Annotated in this window: 20 protein-coding genes; 13 read left to right on the forward strand and 7 right to left on the reverse strand. The window is 64.6% G+C overall.

Going from position 1 to position 17,301, the window contains the following annotated elements; genetic code table 11:
- Nucleotides 1-40 precede the first annotated feature (40 nt).
- Nucleotides 41-520: a DUF1841 family protein gene (locus tag CXB49_RS02340; RefSeq protein ID WP_199406765.1), complete on the reverse strand. Its 480-nt coding sequence runs from the start codon at nt 518-520 to the stop codon at nt 41-43.
- A gap of 130 nt (nt 521-650) precedes the next feature.
- Here CXB49_RS02340 and CXB49_RS02345 point away from each other — a divergent pair, with 130 nt between their 5' ends.
- On the forward strand, nt 651-1,130 hold the full coding sequence (locus tag CXB49_RS02345) for a glutathione peroxidase (RefSeq protein ID WP_101706917.1): 480 nt from the start codon (nt 651-653) through the stop codon (nt 1,128-1,130).
- A 226-nt stretch (nt 1,131-1,356) separates the two neighbouring features.
- On the opposite strand, the gene trmB is transcribed toward CXB49_RS02345, so the two are convergent.
- Both trmB and CXB49_RS02355 read right to left on the reverse strand, forming a co-directional pair.
- Entirely contained in the window at nt 1,357-2,037 is a 681-nt protein-coding gene (gene trmB / locus CXB49_RS02350) for a tRNA (guanosine(46)-N7)-methyltransferase TrmB (protein WP_101706918.1), read from the reverse strand.
- Between the two features lie 37 nt (nt 2,038-2,074).
- Nucleotides 2,075-2,995 (reverse strand): SDR family oxidoreductase, encoded by a 921-nt coding sequence (locus CXB49_RS02355; protein WP_101710572.1) that lies wholly within the window; start codon nt 2,993-2,995, stop codon nt 2,075-2,077.
- A 39-nt stretch (nt 2,996-3,034) separates the two neighbouring features.
- On the opposite strand from CXB49_RS02355, the gene CXB49_RS02360 reads away from it, so the two are divergent.
- From CXB49_RS02360 to arcC, 6 genes are all read left to right on the forward strand, one after another.
- A complete protein-coding gene (locus tag CXB49_RS02360) occupies nt 3,035-4,066 on the forward strand; it encodes a CDP-6-deoxy-delta-3,4-glucoseen reductase (protein ID WP_101706919.1) in 1,032 nt (343 codons plus the stop codon).
- A gap of 173 nt (nt 4,067-4,239) precedes the next feature.
- On the forward strand, nt 4,240-4,371 hold the full coding sequence (locus CXB49_RS02365; RefSeq protein ID WP_158300592.1) for a DUF3149 domain-containing protein: 132 nt from the start codon (nt 4,240-4,242) through the stop codon (nt 4,369-4,371).
- 521 nt (nt 4,372-4,892) lie between these two features.
- Nucleotides 4,893-6,344 (forward strand): arginine-ornithine antiporter, encoded by a 1,452-nt coding sequence (gene arcD, locus CXB49_RS02370; RefSeq protein WP_101706921.1) that lies wholly within the window; start codon nt 4,893-4,895, stop codon nt 6,342-6,344.
- 75 nt (nt 6,345-6,419) lie between these two features.
- The gene (locus tag CXB49_RS02375; protein ID WP_101706922.1) at nt 6,420-7,652 is read left to right on the forward strand and encodes an arginine deiminase; all 1,233 of its coding nucleotides are present in this window, start codon (nt 6,420-6,422) and stop codon (nt 7,650-7,652) included.
- Between the two features lie 121 nt (nt 7,653-7,773).
- On the forward strand, nt 7,774-8,784 hold the full coding sequence (locus CXB49_RS02380; protein WP_101706923.1) for an ornithine carbamoyltransferase: 1,011 nt from the start codon (nt 7,774-7,776) through the stop codon (nt 8,782-8,784).
- A gap of 115 nt (nt 8,785-8,899) precedes the next feature.
- Nucleotides 8,900-9,844, forward strand: a complete 945-nt coding sequence (arcC, locus tag CXB49_RS02385) for a carbamate kinase (RefSeq protein ID WP_101710573.1) — start codon at nt 8,900-8,902, stop codon at nt 9,842-9,844.
- Between the two features lie 59 nt (nt 9,845-9,903).
- Here the strand turns inward: arcC and CXB49_RS02390 are convergent, their stop codons facing one another.
- Nucleotides 9,904-10,212, reverse strand: a complete 309-nt coding sequence (locus CXB49_RS02390) for a RebB family R body protein (RefSeq protein ID WP_101706924.1) — start codon at nt 10,210-10,212, stop codon at nt 9,904-9,906.
- A 69-nt stretch (nt 10,213-10,281) separates the two neighbouring features.
- Nucleotides 10,282-11,337 (reverse strand): patatin-like phospholipase family protein, encoded by a 1,056-nt coding sequence (locus CXB49_RS02395; RefSeq protein ID WP_101706925.1) that lies wholly within the window; start codon nt 11,335-11,337, stop codon nt 10,282-10,284.
- Between the two features lie 269 nt (nt 11,338-11,606).
- On the opposite strand from CXB49_RS02395, the gene CXB49_RS02400 reads away from it, so the two are divergent.
- The 4 genes from CXB49_RS02400 to CXB49_RS02415 are packed head-to-tail and all read left to right on the forward strand — an operon-like array spanning nt 11,607 to nt 14,134.
- On the forward strand, nt 11,607-11,936 hold the full coding sequence (locus CXB49_RS02400) for a PadR family transcriptional regulator (protein WP_101706926.1): 330 nt from the start codon (nt 11,607-11,609) through the stop codon (nt 11,934-11,936).
- Nucleotides 11,933-13,042 carry a DUF1700 domain-containing protein gene (locus CXB49_RS02405; protein WP_101706927.1) on the forward strand — a complete coding sequence of 370 codons (1,110 nt, stop codon included), beginning with the start codon at nt 11,933-11,935 and terminating at the stop codon, nt 13,040-13,042. Before CXB49_RS02400 ends, CXB49_RS02405 begins: the two co-directional genes overlap by 4 nt.
- A 28-nt stretch (nt 13,043-13,070) precedes the next feature.
- Nucleotides 13,071-13,349, forward strand: a complete 279-nt coding sequence (locus tag CXB49_RS02410) for a hypothetical protein (protein WP_101706928.1) — start codon at nt 13,071-13,073, stop codon at nt 13,347-13,349.
- Between the two features lie 23 nt (nt 13,350-13,372).
- Nucleotides 13,373-14,134, forward strand: coding sequence for a hypothetical protein (locus CXB49_RS02415; RefSeq protein WP_101706929.1), 762 nt, complete (start codon nt 13,373-13,375; stop codon nt 14,132-14,134).
- 115 nt (nt 14,135-14,249) lie between these two features.
- Here the strand turns inward: CXB49_RS02415 and CXB49_RS02420 are convergent, their stop codons facing one another.
- Together CXB49_RS02420 and CXB49_RS02425 are read right to left on the reverse strand one after the other, a co-directional pair.
- Entirely contained in the window at nt 14,250-14,807 is a 558-nt protein-coding gene (locus CXB49_RS02420) for an adenine phosphoribosyltransferase (protein ID WP_101706930.1), read from the reverse strand.
- Nucleotides 14,808-14,912: 105 nt separating this feature from the next.
- Nucleotides 14,913-16,226, reverse strand: coding sequence for an NCS2 family permease (locus CXB49_RS02425; RefSeq protein ID WP_369826568.1), 1,314 nt, complete (start codon nt 16,224-16,226; stop codon nt 14,913-14,915).
- A gap of 144 nt (nt 16,227-16,370) precedes the next feature.
- Between CXB49_RS02425 and gmk the strand changes: the two genes are divergently transcribed.
- On the forward strand, nt 16,371-17,003 hold the full coding sequence (gene gmk, locus CXB49_RS02430) for a guanylate kinase (protein WP_101706932.1): 633 nt from the start codon (nt 16,371-16,373) through the stop codon (nt 17,001-17,003).
- 81 nt (nt 17,004-17,084) lie between these two features.
- Nucleotides 17,085-17,291 (forward strand): DNA-directed RNA polymerase subunit omega, encoded by a 207-nt coding sequence (gene rpoZ, locus CXB49_RS02435; protein WP_101706933.1) that lies wholly within the window; start codon nt 17,085-17,087, stop codon nt 17,289-17,291.
- Nucleotides 17,292-17,301: the final 10 nt, after the last annotated feature.

Genomic DNA, 17,301 nt, shown 5'->3' on the forward strand with positions numbered 1-17,301 from the left:
TTGTTCCACCGTGGCCGGTTCTCCGCCACGGTGCTTTTTTTCAGTCGTCCAGATCGTTGGGATTGGCGCGCGGCGCCTCTTCCTCGCCCATGCCCAGCTTGCCGCGGATGCAGGAAATGTAGCGGTTGACGTCCGGACCGCCGCCATAACGCTGCGCGTGCCAGATCATCTCGCCGAGGCATTCCATGATTTCGTGCTGGGCGCGGTGCTCGTCGCCGTGGCGCAGCGCCAGTTGCGCGTACAGCGCGCGGATGCCGAACGGTTGGTCTATCGAGCGCTGTTCGGCGATCGCCACGTGCAGGCCCAGGTGCAGGAAGGGATTGGTCTCGCCCATGTCCGGCGTCCACTCCTGTTCCAGGAAGGCCTGCGGATTTTCCAGGATGGGATGGTACTCAGGGTGGTCTATAAGAATGGATAGGACGATTTGTTCCAGGTCGGACATGGGCTGACCGGACTTGGACTTGCTCCAGGTGTCGAAAAAGAAGCGACGGGCGTCCTGGCGGCTGGGGTTGAACAGCATCGGTATAGACCTCGGCGATAACGGGCGGGACTCGGCGCGGACACGCCGTCCGCATCATCCAACAGCAAGGGGTCAGGGTCGCAGGCGGCTGCCATTCCGGGCTGCGGCATTATACGGGACGGAGCTTGTCATGACCACGCTCTACGATTTTAGCGCGCAGCGGGCCGACGGGGCCTTGCAGGCGTTTTCGGCCTACGAGGGCACGGTGGCGCTGCTGGTGAACACCGCCAGCGAGTGCGGCTATACGCGGCAATATGCCGGCCTGCAGGAGCTGCAGGATTATTTCGCCGGCCAGGCCTTCGCGGTGCTCGGCTTTCCGTGCAATCAGTTCGGCGGCCAGGAACCGGGCAGCGAGCAGGAGATCCTGGCTTTCTGCCAGGGACGCTTCGGCGTGTCCTTCCCGCTGTTCGCCAAGCTGGAGGTCAACGGCGCCGGCGCCGATCCGCTATGGCGCTGGCTGACCCAGGCCGATTCGCCGCATCCGCACCCGGTGAAGTGGAACTTCACCAAATTCCTGATCGACGCGCGCGGCCGGGTGGTGAAGCGCTACGAGCCGGCGGTCGAGCCGCACGAGTTGGTCGAAGACATCAAGGCGCTGCTGGCCGGGTGAGGGCTTGGCTTCCGGTGCGTCGCCCCCGATGGGGGTGACGCACCCTACGGGGCCACCGGGAAGGTGAGGGGGCGAGCGTTATTAATGTGTCGCCGTTGCGGTGCGTCGCCCCTTCGGGGTGACGCACCATACGGGGCTGCTGGGAGGGCGAGGGGGCGAGCGTTGTCGGCGCGGCGCCCGACGGTACATCGCCCAACGGTGCGTCGCCCCGTTGGGGTGACGCACCCTACCGCCGGCGGAAGACCAGGTCCCAGACGCCGTGGCCCAGCTTGATGCCGCGGGCTTCGAACTTGGTCAGCGGGCGGTAGTCAGGGCGCGGCGCGTAGTCGGCGGCGGTGTTTTCCAGATCGGGATCGCCGCTGAGCACTTCCAGGATCTGGATCGCGTAGTCTTCCCAGTCGGTGGCGGCGTGGAAATAGCCGCCCGGCTTCAGTTTCTTGGCCAGCTTGGCCACCAGCGGCGCCTGGATCAGCCGGCGCTTGTTGTGGCGCTTCTTGTGCCAGGGATCGGGGAAGAAGATGTGCACGCCGTCCAGGCTGCCGTCCGGCAGCATATTGTCCAGCACTTCCACCGCGTCGTGGCGCATCAGCCGCAGATTGCTCAATTCCTTCTCGGCGATCAGCTTGCACAGATTGCCGACGCCGGGGCCGTGCACCTCGATGCCCAGATAGTCCTTGTCCGGATTGGCGGCCGCGATTTCGGCGGTGGCGCCGCCCATGCCGAAGCCGATTTCCAGAATCTTGGGCGCGGCGCGGCCGAAGGCCTGCTCAAGGTCGACCGGCTCGGGGCGATAGTCTATGCCCCAGCGCGGCATGCCTTCGTCCATCGCACGCTGTTGACCCGACGACAGATGACCCTGTCGCAGCACAAAGCTTCTGATCGCTCGTTTGAAAGCCGGATTTTCCATTTTGCTGGCCTGCTGAAAACTCAAAAAAACCGCGATGTTACCGAATCTCGGCGTAGCTTGCGAGTATTGCCGCCTTGCGCGCCGGATCGGCGCCGAGCGCCGCCAGGTAGTGCAAGACGTTGGGCCAGAGCAGCGGCATGGCCAGTTCGCGGCGGATGCGCCGATTGTCCAGACGGCGGGATTCGGCCAGGAAGGACCAGCGTTGCGGCGACATCCGCCGGCGGGCCTCGTCGCGCGGCAGCCGCGGCGGGCAGGGCAGGCCCAGCGTGTCGGCGAGCCGCTGATACCATTCGCCGACCGGCAGCGGCCGGTCGTCGCAGGCGTTGTAGACGCGAATGCCGCCGCTTCGACGGGCAAGGGCGGCCACGCACAATCGCGCCAGGTCGTCGGCATGAATATGGTTGCTCCAGCTGTCCTCGGCCGCGTCGATCAGCGGTTCGCCGGAGGCGAAGCGCGCCAGCGGCAGCCGCTCGTCGGCGTAGATGCCGGGCGCGCGGAGTATCGTCAGTGCCGCGCCGCGGGCGGCGGCGAAGCGGCGCAGCGTCGCCTCGGCGTCGACTCGGCGCAGCGCGCGCTCGCTCTGTGGCTTCAGCGCCGCGGTTTCGTCGAGCAGCATGCTACTTGCATCTCCATAGACCCCGCTGCTGCTGATATAGACCAGTTGCTGTGGTATGCTGTGACCTTTTGCCAGCGCGTACAATAACTTGCGCATCCTGGGGTCGTTCCGGCCCTGTCCGGGCGGCGGCGCGGTGAGCAGCACGGCATCGGCCAGGCCGGCCAGCCGTTCCAGGCTGTCGGGGCGGTCCAGGTCGGCCGGCACCGGCGTGGCGCCGAGCGCGCGCCAGCGCGAGGCGGCCTGATCGGAACGGCACAGCGCCAGCACTCGCCAGCGGGATTGCAGCAACGGCAATGCACGGCGGGCGACATCGCCGGCGCCGACAACAAGTAGGGTACGCATGGTGTGCATTTTAGCCAGAATTCGGGATTGAGAAACGACATGACTTGCCAGGTGAAGGTGCTCCCCAGTGGGCATGCATTCGGTGTGGAAGCGCACGAAACCATTCTTGAAGCCGCGCTGCGTCAGGGCATAGGCCTGCCCTACGGTTGCCGCGACGGCGCCTGCGGCGCCTGCAAGGGCAAGGTGGTGGACGGCGAAGTCAGCCAGGACGGTTTCCAGGAAAAGGCGTTGACGCCGGCCGAGCAGGCGCAGGGCATGGCCCTGTTCTGCTGTGCGCGGCCGCAGGGCGATGTCAGCATCGAGGTGCGCGAAGTCACCGGCGCCGGCGACATGCAGATCAAGACGCTGCCGTGCCGCGTCGAAAAGATCGAGAAGATTCACGATGTGGCGGTGCTGAAGTTGAAGCTGCCGGTGTCGGAGCGGCTGCAGTTCCGCTCCGGCCAGTATATCGACATCCTGATGAAGGACGGCAAGAAGCGCAGCTTCTCGATCGCCAACGCGCCGCATGACGACGCCTTCCTGGAGTTACACATCCGCCATCAGCCGGGCGGCTCCTTCTCCGAATACGTGTTCCAGCAGATGAAGGAGCGCGAAATCATGCGCTTCAAGGGGCCGCTCGGCTCCTTCTTCCTGCGGGAGGACTCGGACAAGCCCATCATTCTGATCGCCAGCGGCACCGGCTTCGCGCCGGTGAAGGGCATCATCGAGCACGCCATCCATCACGGCATCACCCGGCCGATGGTCTTCTATTGGGGCGCCCGCAGCAAGGCCGACCTGTATATGGCCGACCTGGCCGAAGGCTGGGCCGCCGTGCATCCGCACATCCGCTATGTTCCGGTGTTGTCCGAGGCGCTGCCGGAGGACGGCTGGACCGGCCGCGCCGGCTTTGTGCACCAGGCGGTGCTGGAGGATTTCGCCGACCTGTCCGGCCATCAGGTCTACGCCTGCGGCGCGCCGGTGATGGTCGAGGCGGCGCACGGCACCTTCACCCGCGAGCGGGGCTTGCCGAACGATGAATTCTTCTCCGACGCCTTCTTCCTGGCCAAGGACATGAACAGCGGCGCCAAGTAGACAAGGTTCTGATTTGTATACATAAAGCCCCCGGCTAGCAGCCGGGGGCTTTTTATTTGCGCAGCATCAAACGGGGCGGGGCCGCGGTTTGACATGGGTCAATATCATTAATGGCGGGATGGTTATTATGTCATCGGCAATCAAACGGGCCACAGGCCCAAAAGGAGGAGACCATGGAGTTGTTGACCCTGCTGTTGTCCGACGACGTGGGCCGCCTGAGCCTATTGACGATCGTGGTGACCACTGTGGTGGTGCTGGGTGCGTTGTGGGTGATCTTCAGGAATATCAACCGGCCCGGCAAGTGACAGTCGTCGTTTGAGTTTTCGCATTTCCTCTTGATGTGTGTGTTGGCGGGTACGGTGGTGGGCCGTATCCGCCTCTTTTTTTGCCGCGCCGGCGGCGAACTTCCACGGTGTTCGTCGGGTCCCTCAATAATGCCATTGAACTGGGCAATGCCAAGCAACTTTGTCCCTGTACTGGCCGATGCGCATCGTCATCTTGTTAAGCCTTTGATTCTAATATTCATTTAATCCTTTCTTGCCGTAAGTCATGGTGTCGCCGATGCCACCGGTCGGTTGACGCTATAGCACCTATGCTGAACCTGGCGCCGAGGCCGACGCCACGGTATGACGCCTTGCTGCAAGCCTTGGTCGCATTTCCCGCTAGTGGGCGTTTTGTCCCGCTTGCCCGCTTGACGCAAATCAATCTCGCCCGCGACAGCTGTGGAACGGCCGTTTTAATCGCGTATACCATTATTTCAGATGATAAGAATTTAATAATAAACAGAGAAAAAGCACGGTTCACATCCCTCGATTGGAGAATGAAAATGTCCACTGAAACTGCAAGCCAGGCCGGCCTAGTAGAAGGCGCCGCGCCCAGGCTGAAGCTGGGCGCGCTGACGGCGCTGGTCGTCGGCTCGATGATAGGCGGCGGCATCTTTTCGCTGCCGCAGAACATGGCGGCCGGCGCCAGCGCCGGCGCCATCCTGATCGGCTGGGCCATCACCTTCGTCGGCATGCTGGCGCTGGCCTTCGTGTTCCAGATGCTGGCCTCGCGAAAGCCGGAAGTCTCCGGCGGCGTCTATGGCTACGCCAGGGCCGGCTTCGGCGACTATATGGGCTTCAACTCGGCCTGGGGCTACTGGATTTCAGCCTGGATCGGCAACGTCTCCTACTTTGTGGTGATGTTCTCGGCGCTGGCCTTCTGGGTGCCGGCCTTCGGCGACGGCAACACGCCGATCGCCATCGCCTGCGCCTCGGTGCTGCTGTGGAGCCTGCACTTCCTGGTGCTGCGAGGCGTGCATGGCGCGGCCTTCATCAACACCATCACCACCGTCGCCAAGCTGGTGCCGCTGGCGCTGTTCATCGGCCTGATCGTGTTCGCCTTCAAGGTCGATACCTTCAGCCTGGACTTCTGGGGCAACGCCAAGCTCGGCTCCGTCGTCGACCAGGTCAAGAGCACGATGCTGGTGACGGTCTGGGTCTTCATCGGCATCGAGGGCGCCTCGATGTTCTCCGGCCGCGCCGAGAGCATGCGGGATGTCGGCAAGGCGACGGTGATCGGCTTCCTGCTGACCATCGCGCTGTTGGTCGCCGTGTCGGTGCTGTCGCTGGGCGTGATGAGCCAGGCGGAACTGGCCGCGCTGAAGAACCCGTCCACCGCCTATGTGCTGCAAAAGGCCTTCGGCCCGGTTGGCGCCAACCTGATGAACGCCGGTCTGGTGATCTCGGTCGGCGGCGCGCTCTTGGCCTGGACGCTGCTGGCCGCCGAGGCGCCCTACCTCGCAGGCAAGGACGGCGTGATGCCCAAGGTGTTCGGCACCGTCAACGCCAACGACACGCCGGCGGCCTCGCTGTGGCTGACCAACGGCCTGATCCAGCTGTTCCTGCTGATCACGCTGAAGAGTTCGGCCGGCTACCTGGCGCTGCTGTCGCTGGCCACCTCGATGATCTTGATCCCCTACCTGTTGTGCGCCGGCTACTCCTGGCTGGTGGCCAGCCGAGGCGAGGGCTATGCCGCCGGCGAGAGCCGGGCCAAGGAGTTCTGGACCGCGGTGCTGGCCACCGTCTACGGCGGTTGGCTGATCTACGCCGCCGGTCCCAAATACCTGTTCCTGTCCATGGTGCTGTACGCCCCGGGCCTGTTGTTCTACCTGTGGGCCAAGAAAGAGCAGGGCCAGAAGCCGTTCAATTTGATCGAGGCCGTGCTGGCCGCCATCGTGGTGGTGCTGGCGCTGATCGCGGTCTACATGCTGAGCGCCGGCCAGATCGGCCTGTAGGCGAAAGATTTCGAATCCAGTCATGGGGGCGGTTCGCCCGCCCCTGCAGTCCAACAAGAATCAAGGAGTATCGTCATGACCAAATTTGGTGTCCATTCCGAATGCGGCAAGCTGCGAACCGTGATGGTGTGCCGTCCCGGCCTCGCCCACAAGCGGCTGACCCCCGACAACTGCCACGATCTGCTGTTCGACGACGTGATCTGGGTGGAGCGCGCGCAGAAGGACCATGCCTATATGGTCGAGCAGATGCGCGCCCGCGGCATCGAAGTGATCGAGGTGCACGAAGCCCTGGCCAAGGTGCTGGACGACAAGGCCGCCCGCGACTGGGTGCTGGACCGCAAGGTCAAGGCCGACAACGTCGGCATCGGCATGCTGCAGGACCTGCGCAGCTGGCTGAAGGAAATGCCGTCGACCCAGCTGGCCGAGCACCTGGTCGGCGGCATCGCCAAGTTCGAGCTGCCCTTCGACCCGAAAGGCCTGTTCGGCGGCTATCTGGACCGTTCCGACTTCGTGCTGCCGCCGGTGCCCAACAGCCTGTTCCAGCGCGATCCGTCGTGCTGGATTTACGAGGGCGTGACGCTGAACCCGATGTATTGGCCGGCGCGCCGTCAGGAAACGCTGCTGCTGCAGGCGATCTACCAGTTCCATCCCTACTTCGCCGGCAAGGTCAACATCTGGTGGGGCGGCTGCGATTCCGATCACGGCCCGGCCACGCTGGAGGGCGGCGACGTGATGCCGATAGGCAACGGCGTCGTGCTGATCGGCATGGGCGAGCGCACCAGCCCGCAGGCGGTGGTGCAGGTGGCCAAGCGCGTATTGCACCGCGAAGGCGGCGCCCGTCGCGTCATCGCCTGCCAGATGCCGAAATCGCGCGCGGCGATGCATCTGGACACCGTGTTCAGCTTCCTCGACATCGATCTGCTGTCGGTGTTCCCGGATGTGGTCGACGACATCAGCTGCACCAGCATGTACGCCGGCGACCGCGAGGGCGAGGTGCGTTTCGAGCGCCACGAGGGCATGAAGCTGGTGGACGTGGTGCGCGAGGCGCTGGGCCTTCGCGAGATCCGCGTGATCCAGACCGGCGGCGACGCCTATCAGCGCGAACGCGAGCAGTGGGACGACGGCAACAACGTGGTGGCGCTGGATCGCCGCGTGGTGGTGGCCTACGACCGCAACACCTACACCAACCGCCTGATGCGCGAGCACGGCGTCGAAGTGATCGAGATTCCGGCCTCCGAGCTGGGCCGCGGTCGCGGCGGCGGCCACTGCATGACCTGCCCGATCATCCGCGACGAAGTGAAGCTGTAAGGCTGTTTCGCCCGGCCGGCGCGACCGGCCGGGATACAAGAACCGTTTCATCCAGGACTGGGCCGCCGGCTCCCGCGGGAGCGACGGCGAGCCTGCCCGGACACACATCAGGAGCAATACCATGGCTTTCAATCTGCGCAACCGCAACTTCCTGAAAATGCTGGATTTCACCCCGCGCGAAATCCGCTACCTGCTGGACCTGTCGCGCGACCTGAAGCGCGCCAAGTACACCGGCACCGAGCAGCAGCACCTGAAGGGCAAGAATGTCGCCCTGATCTTCGAAAAGACCTCGACCCGCACCCGCTGCGCCTTCGAAGTGGCTTGCTTCGACCAGGGCGCCAATGTGTCCTATCTCGGGCCGTCCGGCTCGCAGATCGGCCACAAGGAGTCGATGAAGGACACCGCCCGCGTGCTGGGCCGGATGTACGACGCGATCGAATACCGCGGCTACAGCCAGGACATGGTCGAGCACGAGCTGGCCGCCTACGCCGGCGTGCCGGTATACAACGGCCTGACCGACGAATACCACCCGACCCAGATGCTGGCCGACGTGCTGACGATGTGGGAGCACAGCGACAAGCCGATCTCGCAGATCCGCTACACCTATCTCGGCGACGCCCGCAACAATATGGGTAATTCGCTGCTGGTGATCGGCTCCAAACTGGGCATGGACGTGCGCATCGGCGCGCCCAAGCATCTGTGGCCGACCGACGAACTGGTGGCCGAGTGCCGCGAGATCGCCAAGCGCACCGGTGCCCGCATCACCCTGACCGAGGACCCGAAGGAAGCAGTCAAGGGCACTGATTTCGTCCATACCGACGTCTGGGTGTCGATGGGCGAGCCGGCCGAGGTCTGGGCCGAGCGCATCAAGCTGCTGAAACCCTATCAGGTCAACCGCGAGCTGATGGCCGCCTCCGGCAATCCGCGCGTGATGTTCATGCACTGCCTGCCGGCCTTCCACAACAGCGAGACCAAGGTCGGCAAGGAAATCGCCGCCCAGTATCCGGAGTTGGCGAACGGCATCGAAGTGACCGAGGAAGTGTTCGAGTCCGAGGCCTGCATCGCCTTCGAGCAGGCGGAGAACCGCATGCACACCATCAAGGCCATCCTGGTGTCCACGCTGGGCGATTGACGGTTCAGACCGGTCGGCGGCCGGCGCGAGCCGGCCGCATCGAGCATCGACCGGCCGAGGCCTGCCGACTGGAAGCCTTGGCCGGTGTCGTTGGAAGAATGAGGAAGGAAGAATGATGAGAGTCGTCGTAGCTTTGGGCGGCAACGCCCTGCAACGCCGTGGCGAGGCCATGACCGCCGACAACCAGCGCGCCAACGTCAAGGTGGCCGCCGAGCAGTTGGCCGCCGTGACCCGGCTCGGCCACAATTTGGTGATGTGCCACGGCAACGGGCCGCAGGTCGGCCTGTTGGGTCTGCAGAACGACGCCTACGCGCGCCATGTCGACGGCAAGGTGACGCCGTATCCGCTGGACGTGCTCGGCGCGCAGACCGAGGGCATGATCGGCTACATGATCGAGCAGGAGCTCGGCAATGTGCTGCCGTTCGAGGTGCCGCTCGCCACCATCCTGACCCAGACCGAAGTCGACGCCGGCGATCCGGCGTTCAAGAATCCGACCAAGTTCGTCGGTCCGGTGTACGCCAGGGAGGAGGCCGAGACGCTGGCCGCCGCCAACGGCTGGACGGTCAAGGCCGACGGCGAGTACTACCGTCGCGTGGTGCCGAGTCCGAAGCCGAAGCGCATCTTCGAGATGCGGCCGATCAAGTGGCTGATCGAGAAGGGCGCGGTGGTGATCGCCGCCGGCGGCGGCGGCATTCCGACGATGTATCAGGGCGACAAGCTGGTCGGCGTCGAGGCGGTGATAGACAAGGACCTGGCCTCGGCGCTGCTGGCGCGCGAGGTCGAGGCCGACTATTTCGTCATCGCCACCGACGTCAAGACCGTGTTTGTCGGCTGGGGCACGCCGGAGGCCAGGGCGATACGCCGCGCCCACCCGGACGAGATGGACAAGCTCGGCTTCGCCGCCGGTTCGATGGGGCCCAAGGTCGAGGCCGCCTGCGAGTTCGCCCGCCTGACCGGCAAGAAGGCGGTGATAGGCGCGCTGGAGGATATCGAGCGCATCGTCAAGGGCGAGGCCGGCACGGTGATCTCCACCGAGCAGCCGGGCATAGACTGGTATTGATCGCGTCGGTTTCAAACGCAAAAGGGCTGTCCTGGGACAGCCCTTTTTTGCGGCCGGGGCTATTCCGATTTCAGCGGGCGGATCAGCATCCCCAGTTCGGCCGAATCGCGCTTGGCCAGGATGCCGGCCGCCGGCGTGTTCAGCCCGGTGCCGTACAGTTGCATCACGCCCTGATTGCTCGCGGCCTGGGCCAGCGCGTCCTGCCGTTGCTGGGCGGCGACGGCGTTCTCGAACAGTATGCCGGTGGAGTGGGTCATGGTCTGGTAGATCGATCCCATCGCCATCGCGGGCGACTCGCCTATCACCTTGACATTGCTCTGGGTGACGGCGTCGGTGATCTGGTTGTTCACTGCGGTGGGGAAGGCCATGGCGTTCTCCTGAGGACGGCGGACGATATCCAGCGTAGTCGCAGGTGGGGCCTGCGCATATCGTTGCAACTACGCAGTCCGGGCCGGCGCCAGTCCCAGCTCGCGCGCGTGGCGGCGGCAGAAGTCGACGCCGGACTGATGGCCGGCCTGATACAGCCGCGCCAGATTCGAATACGACCAGTCCAGTTCGTTGAGGCGTTCGGCCTGGCCGAGGTGGGCGTCGAAATCGATCTTCAACACCTCGGTGCGCGGCCGGCCTTGCTCGTCGCGGTTGTGCAGCGCCTCGAACAGCCGCAGGTCGTCGCGGGCGACGGCCGTCAGCGGCGCGATGATGGATTGCACCCAGGCGTCGTACAGATCGCGCGGCGGATGCAGCAGCTGGCCGCTGCCCAGCACGTCGAACACCACGGTGTAGTCGATGCGCGGGTGCAGCTCGAACAGGCGCTTGAAATTGAGGGTGTCTATCGCGGCGCCCTCGATGTATTCGCCGTCGTCCAGCGGATACGGCGGATAGATGAAGGGAAAGGACAGCGCGGCCAGGAAGTGCTGGTGGGTGATCTCGCGCTTGTCCCAGCAACGCATGCTGCCGGCGGTGAGGTTGTAGGCGTTCAGGTAGAACTCGGGGCGGATGTCGGGCAAGCGGCCGAAATCGACGATCTCCTCGATGAAGGGCACGTGGGCGCACAAGCCCTGGCTGGCGCTGCCGAGGCTGCTGGGGCATAGCGTCGCCAGCATCAGCGCGGTCCAGTCCGCCAGCAGCCGCTGGGCCGGGCCGGCGTCGGCCTGCTGCTGTATCGCCTGCAACAGCGGATTGCGCGCCGCCATCGCGCGCCAGGCGTCGGCCAGCGCGCCGGGCTTGTTGAACACCTTGTAGTTGACCGGGAACAGCTGGTAGATCGCGTCGGACACGCCCATGTCGGCGAGCTGCGATAGCGCCGAGACAGCGTCCCCATGCCGCGGCACGGCATACAGCAGGCCGACGATGGCTCCGGCGCCGGAGGCGGAGATGATGTCGAATTCGACGCCGGCCTCGGCCAGCGCCACCAGCGCGCCGGCCATCAGCGTGGCATTGGGGGCGCCGCCGCCCAGCACCAGCGCGATCGACGGTTTTGCGGATCGGGCCATATCGAGCCTCCGTGCTTGCGTTGCCGGCGCAAGGTCAATGGCATGGCTGAAGTATGACTTCGGCGTCCGCTTTTGCAATAGCACGAGAGGGCAGTGCGCTGTGGCGGAAAAACCGCAGTTTCGCCGCCGGTCTCCTCCGCAATGAAAGATACCTTGCGATACAAGGTATCTTGCCATACAGTTCAGTCAGACATCCGGATGCAGCAGTCCAACGATGTTCCTTGTAATGCAAGGTATCGTGCATTGCCAGTCGGTGAGGAAAGTAAACAATGAAGACGCAATTGAAAAAAGGCACGCTGGACATGTGCGTGTTGGCGGTGCTGGCGCAGGCCGACAGCTACGCCTACGAACTGGTCAGCAAATTGTCGCAGGGCATGGATATCAGCGAAGGCACCATCTATCCGCTGATGCGCAGGCTGCAAAACGAATCGTGGGTCAGCACCTATCTGGTCGAGTCGTCGTCCGGTCCGTCGCGCAAGTACTACAAGCTGACCGACGCCGGCCGCCGCGAGCTGGAGACGATGCGCCGGGAGTGGCAGGAATTCGTGGTGGAAGTGGAAAACGTGCTGCGGGGCAGCCCCGAGGAGACAGGACAATGACACGCAAGGATTTTTTACGGCAGCTGGAGCAGGGCCTGTCCGGGCTGAAGCCGGAGATGGTGCGCGAGATACTCGCCGACTACGACGAGTATTTCAACGACGCGCAGGCCGACGGCCGCGACGAGGCCGAGGTGGTGGCCGCGCTGGGCAGCCCGCAGAAGCTGGCGCGCGAACTGAAGGCGCAGAGCCACTACCGCCAATGGCAGGAGCACCGCTCCTTCGCCAATCTGTCGCGGGTGGTGGCGTCGATCGCCGGCCTCGGCGTGCTGAACTTCTTCCTGGCCATTCCGTTCCTGGCCTATCTGCTGCTGCTGACCACCGGCTACATCGTCTCGGTCAGCTTCCTGATCGCCGGCCTGGTGGTGGTGGCGAGCTGGGGCAGCCACAGTCTGTTCGGCTGGCCGCAGTTCACCAGCGACGGCTCGGGCTGGTATATCGGCCGCTACGGCGACAACGGCGCCGAAATGGCCTGGCGCAGCGAGGCGGGCGACCACGCCGGGCAGGTGTGGATAAACGACGGCTTGCTGATGCTGAGTCCGGACGACGGCGACCGTTTCGAGTTGAAGACCCGGCAAGGGCAGTCGCTGCTGGTGTCCAAGTCGGACGACAAGCTGCTGGTGGACGCCAGCCAGCCGGCGGTGCGTCAGCTGGTCAGCATCCGCGACGGCGAAGTCAGTATCCGCGGCGAAGCGATCCGGGAGCTGAAGCTGAAAGAAGAGAGCGGCGACGTGTTCACCGCCAGGATAGACGACGGCGACCGTCTGGTGCGGATGGACGCGTCCTCCGCCGGCGGGACCGTGCTGAAGCTGGTGGCCAGCGGCCCGAACGGCAATATCTCGCTGAAGGACGGCGACAGCACGCTGGAGATTTCCGAACGCAGCATCGCGCTGAAGGACGGCATGGATCATATCCAGATCGATGCGCTGCCGGGCCTGTCGGTCGGCATGAGCGCGCTGGTGGTCGGTTTGCTGCTGCTGCTCGGCGGCGCGCTGGGGCTGGTGTTCTCCGTCTGGCTGACGCGGCTGACCTGGCGCGCGCTGGTGGCTTACGTGAAGTATCAGATCGAACTGGTATCCGGCAACAGCGGCGACAGCGCCGCGGCCTGACCCTAAATCTGCGATGGGAGTATGGATCATGAAGAACGATGCCTGCCTGCAACAACTGCAACTGACCCTGGTCGAACTGCCTGAGGCCGAACTGCGCAAGATTCTCCGCGATTACCGCGGCTATATCCGCGGCGCGGTGGCCGACCGCGCCAGCGAAAGCCGCCTGCTGGCGGTCCTGGCCGATACCCGCCAGCTGGCCGCCGGCCTTTCCCGTCGACCCAGCCCGGCCCGGCTGGCCGCCCATGGCCTGGCGCTGGCCGCCGCGCTGGCGGCCACCTTGGCCGGCTACTGGCTGTTCCTGAACTGAGACGGATGAAAGGAGAACCGCGAATGAATATCGTCAAGATGGCCTGCGGCCTGCTGTTGCTGGCCACGGCGGCCGCGCGGGCCGAGGACGTGGGCGGCATCGACAGGCTGAACTTCAACGGCGACGCGCTGACGCTGGAATTGAAAACCGACGCCGCCAAGCCTTACAAGCTGAATTTGGAGAAGCGCAACTGGTCGGACGCCGATTGCAAGCTGACGGTCACCCGCCGCGGGCGGGACCTGGCCTTCCAGGTGGATCTGAACAAGCCGGCCGGCGATCGTTGCAAGCTGGTGGTCAGCGGCAACGTCAAGCCCGGCAAGCAGGTGGGCGTCAACGTCAAGGCTTTCGACGGCGATCTGAACGGACGATTCGCCGCGGTGCAGATGCGCGGGCAGGCCTTGAAGGTCGAGTTGAAGGGCGCCTACGGCGCGGTGACGCTGGATGGCGACGCGATCAAGGCCGAGTTGAACGCCAGCGTCGACGAATTGAAGGCGAGAGGCCAGGCGCTGAACCTGGAATTCGACGGCAGCGCCCGAGGCGTGGCGCTGGACGGGCAGGCGGTGAAGGCCGAGCTCAGGCTGCGCGGCGCCCAGCCGGTGGCCAGCGTCGATGTCAAGGGGCAGATGGTGAACCTCGATCTGCGCGCCGCCTCCCAGGCCAAGCTGGATTATCAGGTGAATGGCGACGCCCGCAAGGTCAGCGGCGACTGGATCAGCACGCCGGGCGCGCCGCTGAAGCTCAGGGTCAATGGCTCGGCGGTGAAGGTGTCGCTGGACCGCGATTGAGTATGGTATGACTCCGTGTCCCTTGCCCGGCTGCTAGCCGGGCTTTTTTTCGTCGCGGCATGAAAAAACGGAGCCGGGGCTCCGTTTTTGGCATGGCGGGCCGCGAAGTCCTCGCTCAATGGCCTTCGTAGCTGCAGACGGTGAACAGATCGAGGCCGCCGTTGCGCACCAGCTGGCCGCCGCCCAGTTCCGGCAGTTCGATGATGGCCGCCGCTTCCAGCACGTCGGCGCCCATGCGCTTCAACAGTTTGTAGCCGGCCATCATCGTGCCGCCGGTGGCCACCAGGTCGTCGATCAGGATCACGCGGTCGCCAGGCTTGCAGGCGTCGGTATGCATTTCCACCGCGGCGTTGCCGTATTCCAGCTCGTATTCTTCCTCTACCGTGGTGAACGGCAGCTTGCCCTTCTTGCGGATCGGCACGAAGCCGACGTTCAGCTCGTAGGCCAGCACCGAGCCGATGATGAAGCCGCGCGCGTCCAGGCCGGCCACCAGGTCGACCTTCTCCATCATGTAGCGATGGACATAGATGTCGATCAGCATGCGGAAGGTCTTCGGGTTCTGCAGCAGCGGCGTGATGTCGCGGAACATCACCCCCTGTTGCGGCCAGTTCGGCACGGTGCGGATCCAGCCCTTCAGATAGCTGGAGTAGTCGAGATTGCTGAGGTTTTCCATGGCGCTATTGTACTTCGAAATCAAGAGACTGTGCCGACTGGCGTCGTTCAGGAAAAACGGCCCGCCGCAAGCGGCAGGCCGTCGGATGAGCCGATTATTGTGCGTTCAGTGGAAGAAAGCCAGCTTGAAGATCCACAGCGCCGCGATCACCAGCACCGCCGGTTTCAGGTCGGCGAAGCGGCCGGCCAGGATCTTGATCACGGCGTAGCTGATGAAGCCGAAGGCGATGCCGTCGGCGATCGAGAAGGTGAACGGCATCGCCAGCGCGGTCATCACCGCCGGCGCCGACTCGGTCAGGTCGTTCCACTCGATCTCGGCCAGGCCGCGCGCCATCAGCACCGCGACGTAGCACAGCGCCGGCGCGGTGGCGTAGGCCGGCACGGTGGCGGCCAGCGGCGACAGCCACAGCGCGGCCAGGAACAGCAGCGCCACCACCACGGCGGTCAGGCCGGTGCGGCCGCCGACGGCGGTGCCGGCCGCCGATTCGATATAGGCGGTGGTCGACGAGGTGCCCATCACCGCGCCGGCGGTGATGGCGATGGAGTCGGCCATCAACGCGCGCTTCAGCCTGGGCAGCTTGCCGTCCTTGTCCAACAGGCCGGCGCGGTGAGACACGCCGACCAGGGTGCCGGTGGTGTCGAACAGGTCGACGAAGAAGAACACGAAGATCACGCCTATCAGGCCGGCGTTGAGCGCGCCCTGTATGTCCATCGCCATGAAGGTCGGCGCCATGCTGGGCACCGGGGCGACGATGCCCTTGAACGGCGACAGGCCGAGCGCGATCGACAGCACCGTCACCACCAGGATGCCGATGATGATGGAGCCGGGCACCTTGCGGTATTCCAGCGCGACGATCAGGAAGAAGCCGAAGATGGCCAGCAGCGCCGTCGGCTTGTGGATGTCGCCCAGCGTCAGATAGGTTTCCGGATGCGGCGCGATCACGCCGGCGTTCTTCAGCGCGATGATGGCGAGGAACATGCCGACGCCGGCCGAGATGGCGAATTTCAGCGACTGCGGAATCGCGTTGACGATGGCTTCGCGCACCTTGAACAGGCTGACCACCAGGAAGACGATGCCGGAGATGAACACCGCGCCGAGCGCGGTTTCCCACGACAGGCCCATGCCCTTGACCACGCTGAAGGTGAAGTAGGCGTTCAGGCCCATGCCGGGCGCCAGCGCGATCGGGTAATTGGCCACCAGGCCCATGATGGCGGTGCCGAGCGCGGCGGCCAGGCAGGTGGCGACGAAGACCGCGTTCAGGTCCATGCCGGTCGACGACAGGATCAGCGGGTTGACCAGCACGATATAGGCCATGGTCAGGAAGGTGGTGAATCCGGCGATGACTTCGGTCCGGACCGTCGTGCCGTGTTCCTTGAGCTTGAACAAGCTTTCCAGCAGTTGCATGAAGGAGCGCTCCAGGCGGTTACATTGATGAAAACCGCGGCATTATCGGCCCACGGGTGTCCAAACGCCTAAATCTTGACGTGAAAATATGTCATCGCTTAACAATGGCAGCCCCGCTGTGCTATCCTGAAAAATTACTCTTTGGCAAACGTTTGTTCTATGAGCCAGCCCATCGGTAATATCTACATCGTGGTGGCGCCGTCAGGCGCCGGCAAGACTTCGCTGGTGGCGGCGCTGTTGCAGGCCGAGCCCAGCGTCGAGTTGTCGGTCTCGTACAGCACCCGCGCGGCGCGCAAGGGCGAGGTCGACGGCCAGCATTATCATTTCGTCGAGCGCGCCGTCTTCGACGAGATGGTCGCTCGTGGCGATTTTCTCGAGCACGCCGAGGTGTACGGCAATTGCTACGGCACCAGCGCGCCGTGGATACAAGGCCGGCTGGACGCCGGTCGCGACATCCTGCTGGAAATCGACTGGCAGGGCGCCGAGCAGGTGCGCGAGGTGTTTCCGGACGCCATCGGCATCTTCATCGCGCCGCCGTCGATCGAGGAGTTGGAGCGCCGCCTGCGCGGCCGCGACACCGACACCGAAGACGTGATCCTGCGCCGGCTGGCTTCGGCGCGCGCCGAGATCGACAAGGTGGCCGAGTACGATTACATCGTCGTCAATGACGACTTCGAGCGCGCCCGGCTGGACCTGATCAGCATCGTCCGCGCCCAGCGTCTGAAGAGCGGCCCGCAGTGCCGCCGCCTGGTCGACATGTTCCGCCGCATGGGCACGTCCGGCGCGCAGTAAAAATAGTTCCGCCCCGGCTGTCTTGCCAAGGCGAAAATTCGATATAGTGAACGCTGTAACCGTCATTTAGCAGAGGAAACCATGGCCCGCATTACCGTTGACGACTGCCTGGATCGCATCCAGAACCGTTTTGACCTGACTCTGGCCGCCGCCTACCGCGCGCGCCAAGTGGCATCCGGCGCCAGCTCCTTTGTCGAGCCGGGCCGCCACAAGCCGACCGTGGTCGCCTTGCGTGAAATCGCCGCCGGCCATGTCGGCAAGGAAATCCTCAACCGCGGCAAGGCCTGATTGCCGGACG

The organism is Chromobacterium sp. ATCC 53434 (genome assembly GCF_002848345.1).
Classification (GTDB): domain Bacteria; phylum Pseudomonadota; class Gammaproteobacteria; order Burkholderiales; family Chromobacteriaceae; genus Chromobacterium.

Coding starts and splice junctions, on each gene's coding strand:
- CXB49_RS02340 (WP_199406765.1), bottom strand. CDS start 520: ATGCTGTTCAACCCCAGCCGCCAGGACGCCCGTCGCTTCTTTTTCGAC.
- CXB49_RS02345 (WP_101706917.1), top strand. CDS start 651: ATGACCACGCTCTACGATTTTAGCGCGCAGCGGGCCGACGGGGCCTTG.
- trmB (WP_101706918.1), bottom strand. CDS start 2,037: ATGGAAAATCCGGCTTTCAAACGAGCGATCAGAAGCTTTGTGCTGCGA.
- CXB49_RS02355 (WP_101710572.1), bottom strand. CDS start 2,995: ATGCGTACCCTACTTGTTGTCGGCGCCGGCGATGTCGCCCGCCGTGCA.
- CXB49_RS02360 (WP_101706919.1), top strand. CDS start 3,035: ATGACTTGCCAGGTGAAGGTGCTCCCCAGTGGGCATGCATTCGGTGTG.
- CXB49_RS02365 (WP_158300592.1), top strand. CDS start 4,240: ATGGAGTTGTTGACCCTGCTGTTGTCCGACGACGTGGGCCGCCTGAGC.
- arcD (WP_101706921.1), top strand. CDS start 4,893: ATGTCCACTGAAACTGCAAGCCAGGCCGGCCTAGTAGAAGGCGCCGCG.
- CXB49_RS02375 (WP_101706922.1), top strand. CDS start 6,420: ATGACCAAATTTGGTGTCCATTCCGAATGCGGCAAGCTGCGAACCGTG.
- CXB49_RS02380 (WP_101706923.1), top strand. CDS start 7,774: ATGGCTTTCAATCTGCGCAACCGCAACTTCCTGAAAATGCTGGATTTC.
- arcC (WP_101710573.1), top strand. CDS start 8,900: ATGAGAGTCGTCGTAGCTTTGGGCGGCAACGCCCTGCAACGCCGTGGC.
- CXB49_RS02390 (WP_101706924.1), bottom strand. CDS start 10,212: ATGGCCTTCCCCACCGCAGTGAACAACCAGATCACCGACGCCGTCACC.
- CXB49_RS02395 (WP_101706925.1), bottom strand. CDS start 11,337: ATGGCCCGATCCGCAAAACCGTCGATCGCGCTGGTGCTGGGCGGCGGC.
- CXB49_RS02400 (WP_101706926.1), top strand. CDS start 11,607: ATGAAGACGCAATTGAAAAAAGGCACGCTGGACATGTGCGTGTTGGCG.
- CXB49_RS02405 (WP_101706927.1), top strand. CDS start 11,933: ATGACACGCAAGGATTTTTTACGGCAGCTGGAGCAGGGCCTGTCCGGG.
- CXB49_RS02410 (WP_101706928.1), top strand. CDS start 13,071: ATGAAGAACGATGCCTGCCTGCAACAACTGCAACTGACCCTGGTCGAA.
- CXB49_RS02415 (WP_101706929.1), top strand. CDS start 13,373: ATGAATATCGTCAAGATGGCCTGCGGCCTGCTGTTGCTGGCCACGGCG.
- CXB49_RS02420 (WP_101706930.1), bottom strand. CDS start 14,807: ATGGAAAACCTCAGCAATCTCGACTACTCCAGCTATCTGAAGGGCTGG.
- gmk (WP_101706932.1), top strand. CDS start 16,371: ATGAGCCAGCCCATCGGTAATATCTACATCGTGGTGGCGCCGTCAGGC.
- rpoZ (WP_101706933.1), top strand. CDS start 17,085: ATGGCCCGCATTACCGTTGACGACTGCCTGGATCGCATCCAGAACCGT.